The organism is Planococcus sp. CPCC 101016 (assembly GCF_007859295.1).
Classification (GTDB): domain Bacteria; phylum Bacillota; class Bacilli; order Bacillales_A; family Planococcaceae; genus Planococcus.
The window spans coordinates 65531-82673 of record NZ_VOHB01000002.1 but is presented as its reverse complement, the minus strand read 5'-3'; the positions used below and the strand labels follow the sequence as shown (position 1 = coordinate 82673).

The 17143-nt window shown below is 44.2% G+C and carries 12 protein-coding genes; 3 read left to right on the top strand and 9 right to left on the bottom strand.

Annotated elements, in window-relative coordinates:
- Nucleotides 1-71: 71 nt before the first annotated feature.
- Both cls and FQV26_RS00415 read right to left on the bottom strand, forming a co-directional pair.
- On the bottom strand, nucleotides 72-1487 hold the full coding sequence (gene cls / locus FQV26_RS00420) for a cardiolipin synthase (RefSeq protein WP_315898427.1): 1416 nt from the start codon (nucleotides 1485-1487) through the stop codon (nucleotides 72-74).
- 407 nt (nucleotides 1488-1894) lie between these two features.
- Entirely contained in the window at nucleotides 1895-2776 is an 882-nt protein-coding gene (locus tag FQV26_RS00415; protein WP_146555408.1) for a Cof-type HAD-IIB family hydrolase, read from the bottom strand.
- A 253-nt stretch (nucleotides 2777-3029) separates the two neighbouring features.
- Here FQV26_RS00415 and glcT point away from each other — a divergent pair, with 253 nt between their 5' ends.
- The 3 genes from glcT to FQV26_RS00400 all read left to right on the top strand — a co-directional run bounded on the left by glcT (nucleotide 3030) and on the right by FQV26_RS00400 (nucleotide 6997).
- The gene (glcT, locus tag FQV26_RS00410; protein ID WP_146555407.1) at nucleotides 3030-3872 is read left to right on the top strand and encodes a glucose PTS transporter transcription antiterminator GlcT; all 843 of its coding nucleotides are present in this window, start codon (nucleotides 3030-3032) and stop codon (nucleotides 3870-3872) included.
- A gap of 163 nt (nucleotides 3873-4035) precedes the next feature.
- Nucleotides 4036-6072 carry a glucose-specific PTS transporter subunit IIBC gene (ptsG, locus tag FQV26_RS00405; protein ID WP_146555406.1) on the top strand — a complete coding sequence of 679 codons (2037 nt, stop codon included), beginning with the start codon at nucleotides 4036-4038 and terminating at the stop codon, nucleotides 6070-6072.
- A gap of 382 nt (nucleotides 6073-6454) precedes the next feature.
- Nucleotides 6455-6997: an ECF transporter S component gene (locus FQV26_RS00400; RefSeq protein WP_146555405.1), complete on the top strand. Its 543-nt coding sequence runs from the start codon at nucleotides 6455-6457 to the stop codon at nucleotides 6995-6997.
- Between the two features lie 57 nt (nucleotides 6998-7054).
- Here FQV26_RS00400 and FQV26_RS00395 read toward each other — a convergent pair whose 3' ends face one another.
- The 7 genes from FQV26_RS00395 to FQV26_RS00365 all read right to left on the bottom strand — a co-directional run bounded on the left by FQV26_RS00395 (nucleotide 7055) and on the right by FQV26_RS00365 (nucleotide 17121).
- Nucleotides 7055-7696, bottom strand: a complete 642-nt coding sequence (locus FQV26_RS00395; RefSeq protein WP_146555404.1) for an O-methyltransferase — start codon at nucleotides 7694-7696, stop codon at nucleotides 7055-7057.
- Between the two features lie 211 nt (nucleotides 7697-7907).
- The gene (locus FQV26_RS00390) at nucleotides 7908-9407 is read right to left on the bottom strand and encodes a malate:quinone oxidoreductase (protein ID WP_146555403.1); all 1500 of its coding nucleotides are present in this window, start codon (nucleotides 9405-9407) and stop codon (nucleotides 7908-7910) included.
- A 278-nt stretch (nucleotides 9408-9685) separates the two neighbouring features.
- The gene (locus FQV26_RS00385; RefSeq protein ID WP_146555402.1) at nucleotides 9686-10834 is read right to left on the bottom strand and encodes a mannitol-1-phosphate 5-dehydrogenase; all 1149 of its coding nucleotides are present in this window, start codon (nucleotides 10832-10834) and stop codon (nucleotides 9686-9688) included.
- Between the two features lie 6 nt (nucleotides 10835-10840).
- Entirely contained in the window at nucleotides 10841-12925 is a 2085-nt protein-coding gene (locus FQV26_RS00380) for a BglG family transcription antiterminator (RefSeq protein ID WP_146555401.1), read from the bottom strand.
- Between the two features lie 96 nt (nucleotides 12926-13021).
- Nucleotides 13022-14941, bottom strand: a complete 1920-nt coding sequence (locus FQV26_RS00375) for a PTS mannitol transporter subunit IICBA (RefSeq protein ID WP_146555400.1) — start codon at nucleotides 14939-14941, stop codon at nucleotides 13022-13024.
- A 394-nt stretch (nucleotides 14942-15335) separates the two neighbouring features.
- Complete coding sequence (locus FQV26_RS00370) at nucleotides 15336-16445, bottom strand: sensor histidine kinase (RefSeq protein ID WP_146555399.1); 1110 nt, start codon at nucleotides 16443-16445, stop codon at nucleotides 15336-15338.
- Nucleotides 16429-17121 (bottom strand): response regulator transcription factor, encoded by a 693-nt coding sequence (locus tag FQV26_RS00365; RefSeq protein ID WP_146555398.1) that lies wholly within the window; start codon nucleotides 17119-17121, stop codon nucleotides 16429-16431. The genes FQV26_RS00370 and FQV26_RS00365 overlap by 17 nt, the downstream gene beginning before the upstream one ends.
- Nucleotides 17122-17143 lie beyond the last annotated feature (22 nt).

Below are 17143 nucleotides of genomic sequence, written 5' to 3'. Positions count from 1 at the left end.
TTGAGAAATCCTCGATAGCCTGTTTTTTTCTGTGAATTTATTTGATGTCTATGAGCAGACTTCCAATTCCCTTACAAAATAGGCGCAAGCAGCCTTGCAATCTGCAGTTTGAAGCGTTTGAAAAGCGATAGGTTTTCAAAGTATTCTGACGTGATCTCCTGAGAGAGTGTTACATCCGAAAAGAAGATGCGGATCATTTCTTCTGCACTCTCTGCATCATAGATAAAGGCATTTGCTTCGAAATTCAATGAAAAACTGCGAATATCCATATTGGCAGACCCCACTGAAAAAATCATGCCATCCACTACTACGGTTTTAGCATGCAGAAACCCGTTTCCATAGGCATATATCTTTGCTCCAGCGTCCAATAGATTTTTGGCATAGGATAGACTGGCACTGTGGATGAATAAATGGTCCGCTTTACTGGGAATCATGATCCGGACATCTACGCCGCTCAATGACGCCGTACGAATTACATCTAGAATGGCTAAATCCGGGACCAAGTAAGGCGTCTGAATATACACGGATTTACGCGCCTGGGCAATCATCTTTAAAAAGCCATTTTTTATTTGATCGACCGGTTCATCTGGTCCGCTTGCTACAATTTGCATCGCCGCTCCTTCGATCGTCTCTGCAGAAGGAAAATAACGCTCGTCGTAGAAAACAGGATGTTCTTGAGTCGCCTGGTTCCAGTCAGTTAAAAACTGATGCTGCAAAAAATGAACAGCCGTTCCTTCAATTCGCAGATGCGTGTCCCGCCAATAACCGAACTGCCCGTTTCTCCCCAGATACTCATCTCCAATATTAAATCCGCCGATATAGCCCATTTTTCCGTCTATGATGGCGATTTTCCTATGGTTACGGTAATTAAGCCGCGGATTCGTAAAGGGCAATCTGGAAGGCAGCGAGGCAGCAGCTTTTCCGCCCGACCGAAAAAACTCCTTAAAAAAATTGTTGGGCAGTGATTTTGATCCAAGGTCGTCGTAAAGAACGAGAACTTCAAGGCCATGGCTTGCTTTTTCTATCAGCAAATCAAGCAGGCGATTGCCAATTTCGTCGTTCTTCAAAAGGTAATATTCAAGATGAATATGATTCTCGGCTTTTTCGATATCTTTAATCAATGCATCAAATTTCCGCTTGCCATCAGTATAAATGCGGAGGCGGTTGTTATGAGTGAGCGGTGCCATTTTACTTTTTGCATTCAGTCGGATTAAAGCTTGCCATTCTTCAGCGACCACTGAAGGAAACTCGAAAGAGCCTTGATCAATTTCTGCTAGCTGCCCTTTTGAAAGATCTCGGATTTCAGGGTTTGAATAAGCAGTGGCGTGTTTCCCTTTCCTTTTGTTATGCGGCAAACCAAATAACAGGTATAGCAGGAATCCAACAAACGGAAGGAAAAACAAGGTCATAATCCAAGCCCATTTGGAAGTGGCTCTTTTCCGTTCACTGAACAGAATAAAAAAAGCCAACACGGTGTTTGTCAGCAAGAACAAGTTGCTGACTGTGTTCCACCATTGAAAAGAAATCCACCAGTCGGAAGAAATAATGACCGCCTCCCTTCATTTGTTTTATCTCTTTATTTTTTGTCAGTGCATTAATAGAGGAAAAGTTAGAAGCAGGCGTTGAAAAGTTCGTTTTCTTTCAGTGTTTGAATTGTGTTACTTCAACAGCCAAACAAGAGAAATTCTTTTATTCTTTACTTATTTCCATGAATAAGATTTGCCAAACAAATTCCTCATGGGTTTCTTGTGCATTACTGGTTATGATAGCCCTCCTCATCCAACTTTGCGAAGATGAGCAGATTTCAAAAAGTAACTAACTGTATAAAACAGATAAAGAACCTCCGCATATGCTTAATACACATAAACGAAGATTCTTTAATTTTCTTATCACCCTAAGCTTTTGACGCTTTCGTATCGATACTAGCCAATACCTTTGATTTCAAATAATGATAAACACCATTTTCATCGCAGTTAAACTCAGTTACTTCATCCACCAAAGCTTTGATGTGGTCATGTGCATTTTCCATGGCAACCGCATAGCTGACGTATTCGAACATCTTAACGTCGTTATCGCTGTCTCCAATCGCCAAGGTTTCGCAGCCGGTCAAGCCGAACCGCTCCAGCATCTGTTCGATTCCCGATGCTTTGCTGACGTCAGCGACCATCACTTCAGCGTTATGCGGAGAAGACGGGGTCATTGTAAACTTCATGTCTTTTTGCAGCTGCTTCAGTTCGATTTTCCAATCATTGATTTCCTTACGCGTTCTGGCGAAGAAATAAAACTTGGAAAAGTGGGTTTCCGTTATTTCATCTGTCCACTCAATTTCTTCTTCAATCGCTTTTTGGCGTGAAATCCATTCATTGATCTGTACGGACTCGGGCTTTGGATCCCGAACGGCCGCTTCAACAAACGCTCGATCCCGCTCCAGCACCAACCGTGGTTTTCTGTGCGGGAAAAGCTCATAATAAATTTTGCGTTCCCGCGCTTTCGATAACACGGTTTCCACCAACTCCATCGGCAGCGCATGCTCAAATACTACTTCTTCTCCGATGTAACCGGCCATGCCGTTTGCGGTGATGATGCCGTCCACAGCAAATCCTTCCGGAAGCATTTCTGCCACTTCATCAGCAGATCTGCCAGTCGCTACAAAAACGAAGATCCCTTCGCTTCGCAGTTCATCTATAACTTCTTTTGTCTCCATGCTTACTTTGTTCATATGATTTAAAATGGTCCCGTCCATATCCAAAAAGACGGCTTTAGGGTTGATTGCCACTCGATTACCTCCTGATGATTAAATCCAATTGATCTAGACTCAGTATACGCGTTGCTTTTTTTAAACTCAATGAATCCCTATTGCTAGAGGCATTAATAACTATTACAGAGTGATGAGAAATGTTAGAATAAGCCAAAGAAGAATTCTCAGATTTTCTTCATGGCAAATGAATGCTACGCTAAATGGCCCAGTAAAATCGTTTATTCATAGTGGTCAGTCCGGCAATAAAATCCGGCAGCAGATGGAGGCTCAAATGAAACAGATTTTGACCATTCAAAAAATATTGAATAATAATGTCGTCATTGCCCATAATGATACGTATAAAGAAGTCGTATTGATCGGCAATGGCCTTGGCTTTAATAGAAAAAAGGGAGATTCCGTTCCTTTTGACGAAGCAGACAAAACATTTTTGCTGCAAGACGAAAAAGAAATGGAGCAATACGTCAACCTGCTTCCTTATATTGAAGAGAAACTGATCGCCTTCATCCACGAGCTGCTTCTTTTCATTGAGGAAAAAATGGGCAAGGAATTAAACGAACACATCCACGTCGCCCTGACAGACCATATTGCATTTGCCATTAACCGGGCTAAAAAAGGAATTCAATTTTCCAATCCTTTTTTATTTGAAATCGAATCGCTGTATCCGAAAGAATACCTGGTAGCCAAAGATGTCGTCCAAAAAGTAGAGGAGCGGACCGGGGTTTCATTTCCGGAAGGCGAAGTGGGCTTTATCGCCCTCCATGTCCATAGTGCTGTTACCGATAAATCTCTGCGCGATATCAACCGGTACCATGCCTTGCTTTCAAAAATGGTGAAAATCATTGAAGACAACCTGGACATCCAATTGGAAAAAGACAATATCGATTACCACCGCCTCATTCAGCACCTTCACCGCGCCATCGACCGCGCCGATAAAGGAGCTCCGCTGGGAGAAGAAAATAAATTGGCGGCTATGTTGAAAAGTGAATATCCCGTGTGCTATAATCTTGCTTGGAAGCTCATTAAAGTCATGCAAAACCAATTGAATAAGCCCGTAGATGAAGCAGAAGTCATGTATTTGACCATTCATCTGCAGCGCTTGACACATAAATTCTGACCATACGTGTTACTGATTCGATCAGGCATGAGTATGAAAAGATGCAAAAGTTGACCAACAGGACAAAACTGTCCTTTTATCGACTTTTTCCTTTTCTTGCTCATGCCTTTTTTGTGTCTTCAATTGGCCTGTTTCATATTCGAACTACCTAGGAGGAAATTACATGTCATTCAATCTGTTCGGTACTTTGCAAAAAGTCGGTAAAGCACTTATGCTGCCGGTTGCACTCTTACCTGCTGCCGGTATTCTATTGGCTTTCGGTACAAGTTTTGCACAAGAATCATTTTTGGAAGCGGTTCCGTTTATGGGAGCTGACTGGATTCAGTCATTATTATTCGTTATGGCGGAAGCCGGCGGCGTTATTTTCGATAACTTGCCCTTACTGTTTGCTGTAGGTGTCGCAATCGGTCTTGCCGGTGGTGATGGAGTAGCGGGCCTCGCTGCAATCATCGGTTACTTGATCATGAACGTCACGATGAAAGCGTTCGGTGGAATTACCCTTGAGATGACCACTGACCCGGCATACGCCAATGTATTGGGAATTCCGACGCTTCAAACAGGTGTATTCGGCGGTATTATCGTCGGTGTACTAGCTGCCTTTATGTACAATAAATTCTTCAACATCCAGTTGCCGCAGTTTTTAGGCTTCTTTGCAGGAAAGCGTTTCGTTCCAATCGTCACTGCATTCTCTGCTGTTTTTCTTGGAATTGTTATGTTCATGGTTTGGCCATTTGCGCAAACCGGTTTAAATGCACTTTCCCACTTCATGTTGGAAACGAACCGTACGCTTGCAGCATTTGTATTCGGAACCATTGAACGTTCATTGATTCCTTTCGGTCTGCATCATATCTTCTACTCGCCGTTTTGGTTTGAATTCGGCCAATATACAAACGCGGCAGGCGAAATCGTCCGCGGTGACCAACGCATCTTCTTCGCTCAATTGCAGGATGGTGTTGACTTTACTGCTGGAACATTCATGACCGGTAAATTCCCATTCATGATGTTTGGCCTTCCGGCTGCGGCACTTGCGATCTACCATTGTGCACGCCCGGAGAAAAAGAAAATTGTCGGAGGCATCATGCTTTCAGGTGCTTTGACTTCGTTCCTTACGGGAATCACAGAACCTCTTGAGTTCTCTTTCTTGTTTGTAGCTCCTGTATTGTTCGGTATCCATGCGGTTTTCGCAGGTCTGTCGTTCATGACAATGCACATACTTAATGTCAAAATCGGGATGACATTCTCCGGTGGACTGATTGATTTCCTGCTCTTCGGGGTACTGCCTGGCAGAACTGAATGGTTCTGGGTCATTGTGGTCGGTCTTGTCTTCTCGGTCATCTACTACTTCGGTTTCCGTTTTGCTATTCAGAAATTCAATTTGATGACGCCTGGGCGTGAAGCAGATGAAGAAGGCGACGAAGAAACAGGTGAAGTCGGCGACTTGCCATACGAAATTCTTGCAGCTATGGGCGGACAAGAAAACATTACGCATCTTGATGCTTGTATTACACGCTTGCGTGTCAGCGTTGCCGATAAAGGCAATGTCGATAAAAACAGATTGAAAAAACTTGGCGCTTCTGGTGTCATGGAAGTCGGCAATAACATCCAAGCCATTTTCGGACCTGTATCGGATAGCCTGCGTGGACAAATGCAGGACATTATCAATGGAAAAGCACCACGACCAGCTGAAAAAACAGCGGCCCCAACTGAAAATTCTGGTGCAGCAGCTACGCCATTGGAATTCAATAGCCCGATTACCGGTGAACTCCTGCCGATTTCAGAAGTACCTGATCAGGTATTCTCCGGCAAAATGGTTGGCGACGGTTTTGCAATCAAACCGACAGAAGGAAAAGTCTTTTCTCCAGTAAACGGAAAAGTTGTGACAGTCTTCCCTACCAAACATGCCATTGGCATCGCGGCTGATAACGGGACGGAAATACTGATCCATATCGGTATTGATACGGTCCATCTGAAAGGCGAAGGCTTTACTTCACATATTGAACAAGGCGATCTGGTAGAACAAGGACAGCTTCTCATGGAAATGGACTTGGATTACATTGCTGAACATGCGGCATCAATCATTACGCCTGTCGTATTCACGAACCTTGAAGAAGGACAAGCAATCAAACTCAGCAAAGCCGGCGCTGTCAAAGCTACGGATAGAAACATCATGGAAATTGTTCATGGAGAACCTGTAGTTTGATTTAAAGATCTCAACTAATAGCCCGGCTGCATATGGAACTTTCCATATACAGCCGGGCTTTGCTTTATAAATAATTTAGTAAGAAGACAGTGACAGGTGAAGTTATGGACCTTGAATTGCTACTTCTGGTATGAAGAAAAAACAAAATTTCTATAGAATTTCCGGAAACCAGTTACGTCCTGTGGTGCTACTATACGGCCCACATCTTGTATATCCAAAATTGTCCGCTTGAAGTGTTTTTTCAATCTCACTTGTTTTAAGTGGCTTGTAAAAACGAAAAAGTCAAACTGACCCCTAAGTTTTGTTCGGAATTGACGCTTTTAACTAGTCCACACCTCTGCTAATCTTATCTGAAAAAGAACAGATAGGAAGGTTACCGACGATGCAAAAAACAACCAGCTACTCACCTGCGGCTAATTCCCGCACTTTTGATTTGATTTTAACTTCCATGGCCATTGCACTTGTCTTTGTTGCTACTTTATTGTTGAATATCCGTCTTCCGATTGCTGCAAATGGCGGGCTTGTCCACCTCGGCACAGCTATGCTTTTCATTATCGCGATTCTATTCGGCCCTAAGAAAGGGCTGATTGCAGGAGCAGTCGGTATGGGCCTGTTTGATTTAGTTTCCGGCTGGACCTTGTGGGCGCCGATCACCATAGTGGCACGTGGTTTGCAGGGTTACCTGGTTGGAAAGATCGCCTGGTCAGGCGGCAGAAAAGGCGGCAGCACAGCGTTCAATATTTTAGCAGCCGTTATTTCGATTCCTTTTATGGTTGCTATCTACTACATCGGAGAAGCCATCATCTTCAGCAGCTGGATCATTCCGGCCGCTTCGATTCCCGGCAATCTCGTTCAAAACACCGTTGGATTGATTATCGCAATTCCAGTTGCCATCGCCTTGAAAAAAACACCGTTTTTCAAATAAAATTTCTATAGATTTACCCAAAAAGAAGCATGTCTGAACGTCAGACATGCTTCTTTTTCATTTTTTTACTTTTGATAAAGTCAGTCCATCCCCAATCGGAATCAACAAAGACTCCAGTTGAGGATGATTAGCCACGAGTAGATTAAATGCTTTCATCACGTCTGTATGGCGGCTGACTCCGGCCGCATCATCGGCTACTGTTCCCCGTGCAAGTACATTGTCCGCCACAATCAAGGCACCGGGTTCTGCCAGCTTGAGACAGTCGTTCAAATAGTTCTCATAGTTCTCTTTGTCTGCATCGATAAAGAAAAAATCAAACTTTCGATTTTCATCTTTCAGCTTTTTCAGACTCTCTAAAGCCTCTCCGGTCATGTAGGAAACTTGATCGCCGAAACCTGCTTTTGTTAAATTGCTGTGTGCCAGTTCTGCATACTTCTCTTCGAGCTCAAGAGAAATTAATTTCTCTTCTTTACCGGCGAATCCTCTGGCCAGACAAATACCGCTATAGCCTCCAAGAGCCCCAATCTCCAATACATTGGAGGCGCTTGAGATCGATACCAGCATCGTTAAAAACTTGCCTGATGAGGGAGAAACTGAAATCGAAGGCATGCCATTTTCTTCAATGGAAGAGATGACCTCTTTCAACAGCGGATCCTCATCTGTAAATACAGCATCGATATAGTTATTGGTTTTCTTCATCTTCAACAACTCCTTTTCGTCACTTGGCAGGGCTTTTTCATTCACGGCTATCCCGGCAACTGTCTTTTTCTCTGTCGGCTGATCCTTCTGGTTGCTTCTAAAATCCTTTGTTCAGACTGTATACAAGCTTATACAGTCCTGTCAATAAAAAAAGCCCTTCTCATCGGAATCAATGAGAAGAGCTCTGAATAAATTAAATACTTTACGGCGTTTATATTCCTACTGGGCTTTTTTCGTCCAATTGAAGTGTTTTTGCTGTTGAAGCGTGAATTTCTTCAAAAAGCTCTGGGTTTTCAGACAATGAAACTCCGTAAGACGGAATCATTTCTTTGATTTTCGGTTCCCAGCCGCCTACTTCACCCGGGAAGCATTTTTTGAAGATTTCGAGCATCGCATGAACAGCCGTAGATGCACCTGGAGAAGCCCCCAGCAAGGCAGCAATCGAACCGTCGGCAGCTGTAACCACTTCTGTGCCGAACTGCAATGTTCCTTTGCCTTTATCTGTATCTTTGATGACCTGCACACGCTGGCCCGCTACAACTACATCCCAGTCCTCAAGTTTGGCTGTCGGGATAAATTCGCGCAATTCTTCCACGCGTTTTTCATTGGACAGCAAGACCTGTTGGACAAGGTATTTCGTCAATGACATTTCTTTTGCTCCCGCAGCAAGCATCGTGAAGACATTGTTCGGTTTTACAGATCCGATCAAATCCATATTCGATCCGGTTTTCAGGAACTTCGGAGAAAATCCAGCAAATGGTCCGAACAATAACGATTTCTTATTGTCGATAAAGCGCGTGTCCAAATGCGGCACTGACATCGGAGGAGCTCCGACTTTCGCTTTTCCGTATACTTTTGCATGATGCTTCTCGACGATTTCAGGATCGTTGCAGACCAGGAACATCCCACTTACCGGGAATCCGCCGATGTGCTTGGATTCTGGAATCCCTGTTTTTTGCAGTAACGGCAAGCTTCCGCCGCCGCCGCCGATGAAAACAAAGTCAGCGCTGTGGTATTCGATTTTATCGTTTTCCAAATCCTGCACTTTTACTTCCCACATGCCGTCGCTGCTGCGTTTAATGTCTTTGACTGCATGTTTGTAATTCATCTCCACTTGCTGTTCTTTCAAGTGATCAAACATCATTTCCGTTAACGCACCGAAGTTAACGTCAGTCCCGGAATCGATTTTTGTAGCCGCAATCGCGTCAGTTGAAGTACGGCCTTCCATGATAAGTGGAATCCATTGTTTCAATTTTGCAGGATCCGTCGTATATTCCATTCCCTTGAATAAAGGACTTGTCGACAAGGCTTCAAACCGCTTGTTCAAGAATCGGACATTGTCTTCTCCTTGTACCATACTCATATGGGGAATCGACATGATAAAATCCTGTGGATTGCTGATGCGTTTATTTTCAACAAGGAAAGACCAGAACTGTCTTGAAAGCTGGAATTGTTCGTTGATGCTGATCGCTTTTTTGATATCAACAGAGCCATCAGGCTGCTGCGGTGTATAGTTAAGCTCGCAAAGTGCAGCGTGTCCAGTTCCCGCATTGTTCCATTCGTTGGAACTCTCGGATCCTGCTTTTTCAAGTTTTTCAAACACTTTAATGTTCCAGTCTGGTGCCAGCTCTTTCAACATAGATCCTAAAGTCGCGCTCATGACGCCGGCACCGATTAAGATGACGTTTCTTCTTTTCTGTTGGTTGTCCATTATAACCTTCCTTATCCCGTATATTTGCAAATAGGTGCAGCTTGCTCCTGATCAAATAATACAAAAAGCCAGGTTCAACCGAAAACGCACCGTTTCTGCCTCAATTTAATAATTATATCATATTTCCTAAGTGTACCTATCTGCTTTTGCCTGTCCATTATACCTCACTTGGAGCCGCTGCAAAAGAAAGACGCCTATTTGCGGAATGAACACGCGAAAAAAGCAGACACTTTTTCAACAGTGTCTGCTCCTTAACTTCAGTTCCTTCTTCATTTCAATCAGCTTTTCTGGCTTTGCAAAGCCTCATACTGGCGAATCACTTCGACTGTAATATCACTGTCTTCAGGCAGATTGCTGACTGTCTTCAGAACAGCTGCAGGACCGCCTTTTCGAATCATCTCCTGGATTTCCATCGCTTCTTCGTCTTCTGGGAAATCGAACGATAGCGCCGCTGCAATTGCCTTAGCGAGGTTGGTGTAAGGCAATCCTGCTTTTTGCGCCTGGGTTGCTGGACGGATCAATCGGTCTTCGGGGCCCAATTTGCGGATAGGGGCACGTCCCACTCTTGTAACACCGTCATTCAGATAAGCATTTTTGAAACGCTCAATGTTCTTATTGATATACGTCAGATGCTCTTCTTCGTCGAGTCCATATTCTTTGACCAAATAAGCGCCGGTCTCCTTCAGCGTCTCTCTGACCTGGTCAACAATCTCTTCATCACCCAAAGTTTCATCGATCGTCGATTTTCCTGCCAGATACCCCAAATAGGCGATGACTGCATGCCCCGTGTTCACTGTGAACAATTTGCGCTCAATGAAAGGTGCCAAGTCTTCGACCATTTTCATGCCGGTCACCGGCGGGATGTCTTCTGTCGTCTCCACAACCCACTCAAAGTATGGCTCAACCAGTACATCAAGCGAACTTTGATCTTGGATGGGAACAATGCGGTCGACCGCTGAATTAAAGAAATAAATTTTTCCTTCCAGCTGGCTTTTTGTATTTTCGTCAAGGTTATCCAGTATATGCTGCTTCAGAATATCGGTCGCTCCAATCTGATTTTCACAAGCGATAACATACAGCTTTTCGTCTGTGGCAGTTACCCGTTTAGCCAGGCCTCGGGCAATTAGCGGCGCGATTCTCGGCAAAATATTCGGGCCGATTGCCGTGGTTAAATAAGTCGCCTGTTGAATGGCGTCGATGACCTCATTTTCATGCGTCCTATTATTGATGCCTGAAACGTTTTCAATTGTAATGGTTTCTTCTTCTGGCTGAGCTAATTTCACTTGATAGGTTTTCTCTTCATTCAGTTTATTGATGACCTGTTCTGCAACGTCCACAAATTTTACGTGGTAACCCGATTCGGAAAATAAAGCTCCGATAAACCCTCTGCCAATGTTTCCTGCTCCAAAATGAATGGTTTGTTTCACTGATCATCATTCCTTTATCAAATTATTTTGTAGATAGTCAAAGAAAATATCTTCTAATTTCTGCCGGATCACTTTCTCGTTGGAAGACGAAAAAATCATCATGGATACATCACTTTCAATCAAGCTGGTGCTGATCAAACTGAGAATTTCCTGCTCCCTGGCAGTCAGTGTAACCGGCGCCAGCATCAGCAGCAGATTTTTCATCTGCATCCTTTTGCCATCCATGCCTTTCACCATAAGAGGGCTATCCACATGAATTACCTGGAACAGCAGCTCTTGAACAGACTCGTCCCGGCAATGGAAGAGAGCCATATTGGTATCGGGAATTCCCAACCCGCCTTTCTTCTCACGCTCTTTCAGTTCATGCAAAGCGGCAGCCACATCCGAAACAAGCCCATCTCTATTCGCCTGTTCAATCACTTCCTGCAAAACTTCCCAATGATCCGTGGCAAGGTGCTTGTTGATTACCTTGAAGTGAGTCAAAATTGCGTCCATACTGCCCTGCACTTCTTTTATTTCCCGCAGTACGTTTTGTATATTGGGCCGATCGGCTGCAGCTGCAGCTTCGCGGGGATTTTCAGGATTCAAGTATTGCTTTTTGCTGATGATTTTCTCAACGTTATTTTGCAGATAGCTTTCGATATATCCGATATCTCTGTCGCTGAGCAGCGGACTCACCATAATGTAATCGACTTCTGTGACGGGGAGCCTGATCGTTGAAATGACCAGATCGTAGTCTTGAAAATGCGCTGCTTGAAATTCATTGATCGATAGAATTTCTACTGAATTGATTTCAGGCAGCTCTTTTTGAATTCGGCTCGCCAGCATCTTGGAAGTTCCGATACCGGTCGGGCAAATGACAACCGCATCGATTTGCACCTTTTCTTCGTTCATCAGCAAAGCTGAGCCAAAATGCAATACAATAAAAGCCGTCTCATCCGCTGAAAAGTCCAGCTCCTTGAACTCATTTTCCAATCCCTGTTTTACCGCCATGAACAACACCGGGTATTTCCGTTTGATTTCATCCGTCAACGGATTAAAAGATTCGAGTTTTTGATGCAAACGGAAAATGGAAGGACCCATGTGCGCAAGCAGTCCCTGATAAAGTGAAAAATCACCGCTCAGGTCTACATGCAGTTGCGCAGAAACGTCACGGATCAGGTTTTTGATCAAACGTCCCAGCAGCACACTGTCATAATAAACCAAGTCAGCCGTCTGCACTTTCGAAGCTTTCAGAATCACCGATAAAAAATGCACGTCTGCCGAAGTCAGCTGAACCGAAAGCTGCTCCTGCAACTCGCTGCAAATATTCTCCATCAACCGGTATTCGCTGCCAGTAGCACTGGCCGCATAAGATTCTTCCAATAGAAATCCCGCTTCTGTACGCTGCAGGGTCAGGCAACTGTAGACGACCAATCCGATATAATCACTATCTGCCAATCTGGTTTGTTCTTTGTTTATTTTTTGATCGATCAATTGATCAATCATTGCCAGGTACTGCGGTGAAAAATAGCCAAGAATTGCCTCTTCTTGATTTTTTCCCTGTTGGAGAAAATACAAACTCTCGATTATCTCTTCATAGAAATAAGCCAGAATATAACTGCCCAGCGCATACCGTTTATTGGCTTCCCCGCCATCCACTTCTACGCCGACACCTCTTGTTCTGGACAAATCAATTGAATATTTTCGCAGCCACTCGGTCAAATCATCTAAATAAGTTGTCAAAGTTGCAGTGCTGATTCCCAATTGACCCGCAAGCACCTGCTTTTTAAAAAAAGGACCATCGTGCAATAAAATAACCAGCAGCTTTAACTTTCTTTCTTCCGGCGTTTCATCTGCTGGCGTGACAGTGGTCAAATTCTGTATCAATCGATAAACTTGCTCGTTTTTCCCCGCAATAAAAAGCCCTTCATTTGCTGTACGCTCAACTGTCAATTCGAACTGCTTGAGCATCTTTCCCACTGATTTCAAATCCCGTTGGATGGTCCGGGCACTGACATCCAGATAAGAAGACAACGAGTGAACGGTATGCTTTCCGGAAGTTCTGACGATTAACTCGATAATGGACTTTTCTCTAAACGTGATAAACATTCATTTCACCCATTTCACTTTTAATGCCTTCATTAGGACAAGGAAATGTAAATAGAACAAAAAGGCAGGAATCCCCGCCTTTCTGTTGCTGCTTATTTAATTGCTGTTAAGTATGGCCACTAATTCCTTAGCAGATTTTGCATTGATCAGCTGGTCTACATTGTCCTGTTCAGAGCATATCATGGCGATTCCTGAAAGGATGTCCAAATGTGTGCCATCCTTGCCGGCAATACCAAAGATCATTTTTGCACTTTCTCCATTAAAGTCTACTCCATTCGGCACCTGAACAACAGTAAAGCCCGATTTCAGAACCGATTTTTTCGCTTTTTCCGTTCCGTGTGGGATTGCGACATTATTGCCCATGTAGGTGGTGGTAATTTCTTCCCGTTTTATCATTTCATCCACATAAGACTCTTCGACATATCCGCCTTTGACCAATGCCTGTCCTGCAAATCGGATTGCCTCTTCTTTTGTGCGGAATTTTTGTCCGATAAAGACGTTTTCCTCCAGCAGCATCTGGTCGTCTTCTGCATGGGGAGCTTGAGGGACGACTGCTTCGCTTTCTTCGACAAGCTCATGTTGTTCACCCGTCACCCCATTTTGCAAACGGCCAATCAACTTATCGTATTCCGGACTTGATAAGAAGTTATCAACCGAAATATGGTAAGCATCCGGCACTTTGTTTTCGGCACGCGGCGTTAATTTTTCCTGTGTGATAACGATTTGGGAATCGGATGGAATCGTACTGATTGCGGTATTTGTTACCGTAACATCCAGTCCTGCTTCCTTAACTTTCTTCCGGAGAAGAGAAGCACCCATTGCACTTGAGCCCATACCCGCATCGCAGGCAAAAACGATTTTTTGAACATTCGCCGGGAATACGCCGCTTGCAGTTCCTGCTGGTGATGTTATTTCCCGGGAAATAGAACTCTTTTTCCCTTTCATTTGTTCCATTTTCTTCGTTGCTTCTTCCATATCTTCATCCGTTTGTTTACTTGATTTTAATACCACTGCTGAAATGACGAATGACACGGCCGTTGCCACAAAGACTGCAGCAAAGTTGGCCACGTAAGCCATTCCTTCAGGCGGTGTAACAGCAGCAATTGCCAAGATGCTTCCCGGTGATGCAGGAGCAACCAGTCCGCCACCCATTAAGACAAGCGTAAAGACCCCGCTCATCCCCCCGAAAATGACAGCCAGCAATAACATCGGCTTCATCAGGACATAAGGGAAATAAATTTCATGAATTCCTCCGAGGAAGTGAATGATCGCTGCGCCTGGAGCTGATTGCTTCGCAATGCCTTTTCCAAACAGCATAAAGCCTAGCAGCACACCAAGCCCTGGTCCTGGATTTGCTTCCAGCAGGAACAGGATCGATTTGCCTGCTTGCTGTACCTGCTCCAAACCGATTGGCGTCAGTACGCCGTGATTGATGGCGTTGTTCAAGAAGAGAATCTTAGCAGGTTCAATCAAAATGCTGGTCAATGGCAATAATCCAGCAGCCAATAACCAGTCTACGCCTGAAACCAGAACCGATGTAAACCCGCTGACAGCTGGTCCGATACCCAAAAACGCAAAAATTGCTAATGCTCCACCTAAAATACCAGCAGAAAAGTTATTGACCAGCATTTCAAAACCGGTCCGCACTTTCCCTTCGATCAGTTGATCAAATTTCTTGATGACGTAAGCTCCGAGCGGTCCCATAATCATGGCACCCAAGAACATTGGGGTATCGGGAGCCCCGATAATGACACCCATTGTCGCGATGGTTCCGACGACTCCACCCCGCTGGTCGTAAATCAGCCGGCCTCCTGTGTAACCGATCAGAAGCGGCAGCATATAGGTAACCATTGGCCCCACTAGCGATGCAAGATTTTCATTCGGGATAAATCCAGTTGGGATGAATAGTGCTGTAATCAATCCCCATGCAATAAATGCACCGATATTCGGTAAAACCATGGAGCTCAGAAAGTTGCCGAACTTTTGTATCCGCACCTTCATTGTTGATTCGTTCATGTGATCCTCTCCTTTGGAATATAATTTGTTAAGCTATATATAAGATTTTCAATGTCGCTATTCCGCAAACCAGCTTCACTGCCTGAAGGAGGCCTCTTCTGTTTTGCTTCATATCTCTCTGATGTCTCTTTATCTTAAGCTTCTAATGGAAGCGCATTCAACAACAAGGAAAGTCAACTTTGTCGGGCTCGTCGTGACAAGGCTGTTGTTTTACAGAAAAAGACCGTCCATTCGCCAGAAAGCATGACGAAAGGACAGCCTTATTTATTGTTTTTACTGCTATTTTGGGAGAGATCAGGGAAAAGAATGCAGTCGGAACTGAATGGAGCACAACCCTATAATAGGGCTAAAGCCGTGCCATTCTTCCCCTTGAAAATATGCATTGAAATCCCTCCTACTCAAGGCTTTTTTTAGGGAGTGTTACCACAAAAGCGGTTCGGCCTAATGAGCTTTCTGCTTCGATTTGTCCGCCATGCAATTCCACAATGCTTTTTACGATAGCTAGGCCCAATCCTGAACCGCCCGTATACTGGGAGCGTGATTTTTCGACTCTATAGAACCGTTCAAATAGGTAAGGCAAATCAACGCTTGGAATGGCTTGACCGTAGTTAGCGATTTCGATTTCGATGTGTTTTTCCGATTCTTTTACCGAGAGGTCAATATACTTCCCTTCTTTGCCATACCGGATGGCGTTTTGAATGAGGTTTTCAAATACTCTGGCCAGCTTGGTCCCTTCCCCTATTACAACTGGAACGTCAGTCAACGAAAATTGATGACGCACCTCCATTCCTGCCTCTTTCAGCTGGAACTGGAACTGAACGGCCAATTGGTTTAGCATTTCCTCAAGGTTGATCGGCACTTCATTGACCAGCGCTTCTTTATTCTGTACTAATGTATACTCGAATAAATCATTCAGCAATTGGTTCAACTTATGAGATTTCTGATGGATGATCTGGATATAATACCTGAGCTCTACTTCACTTTTATACCGGTCTTCGTTGATCAAATCCAAATAGCCGACAATTGAAGTTAAGGGTGAACGAAGGTCATGGGCGACATTGGTGATCAAATCGTTCTTGATCTCAGCGGCCTTTTTTTGCTCGGCTTTCGCTTCTTCTAGTTGCAGAATGATCCGATTCACTTTTCCCGCTAATTCCCCTATCACACCTTCATCTTCAATTGTCAGTTCATGATCAAATTGCCCTTTTGCGATGTTTTCCATTTCTTTCATCATGTTCTTGATCCGACTTTCCATATATCTTTGCCGCTCAAAAAGATAAAAAAAGTATAAGAATAGAGCGAATGGCAGAAAACATAATAGGATGACAGGCATCAAACCAAAAGAGCTGCTCAGCTCGATAAAATCTTCGAGGCGGGAAGATTGGGTTTCCAGAAAATACAGCGCAAAAATAAGGACTTGAGCGGTTACGGCCGTCAGTAAGACTGCCAGGACGATATACAGAAGCAATTTCCATAATGGAAGAAACTTAATGACTTTTTTCAATTTTGTAGCCTACTCCCCAAACAGTTTGAATCAGAGCTTCCCCAGGACTGGCTGCGTGCATCTTATCCCGAAGATTCTTTATGTGCACCATAACTGTTTTATTTGATCCCATACTGTCTTCCTGCCACAGACGCTTGAAAATTTCTTCTGAACTAAAAACGGTGCCTTGGTTTTTAGCCAATAAATAAAAGATATCAAATTCGCTGGAAGTCAATTTGATTTCCTTGCCATGTACACTGACCCTGTGGCCCTTTTTGTCGATTTCCCAGGAATTGATCTGGATGCTCCCTTGTTCCTTGTCTAGTGGAATGTAGCTGGCTCGCCGCAGCAATCCTTTTACACGAGCATTCAATTCCAGAGGATTAAACGGTTTGGTCATATAATCATCCGCACCTGTCATCAGTCCGGTGATTTTGTCCATGTCCTGCACTTTGGCACTGAGCATGAGAATCGGCACCTGGCTGGTTGCCCGCACCTGCCGGCAAAACTCTAAACCGTCCATACGCGGCATCATCACATCCAGAACAATCAAATCTATAGAAGCCTGTCCGATGACTGCCAATGCCTCTAATCCATCCTGTGCCTGCAGAACATCATACCCTTCATTCCGCAAATAGATCTCTGCCAGCCTTGCAATATCACGGTCATCGTCAACAATTAAAACAGTTTGACTCACGCTTGCTTCCTCCTCTTTATCA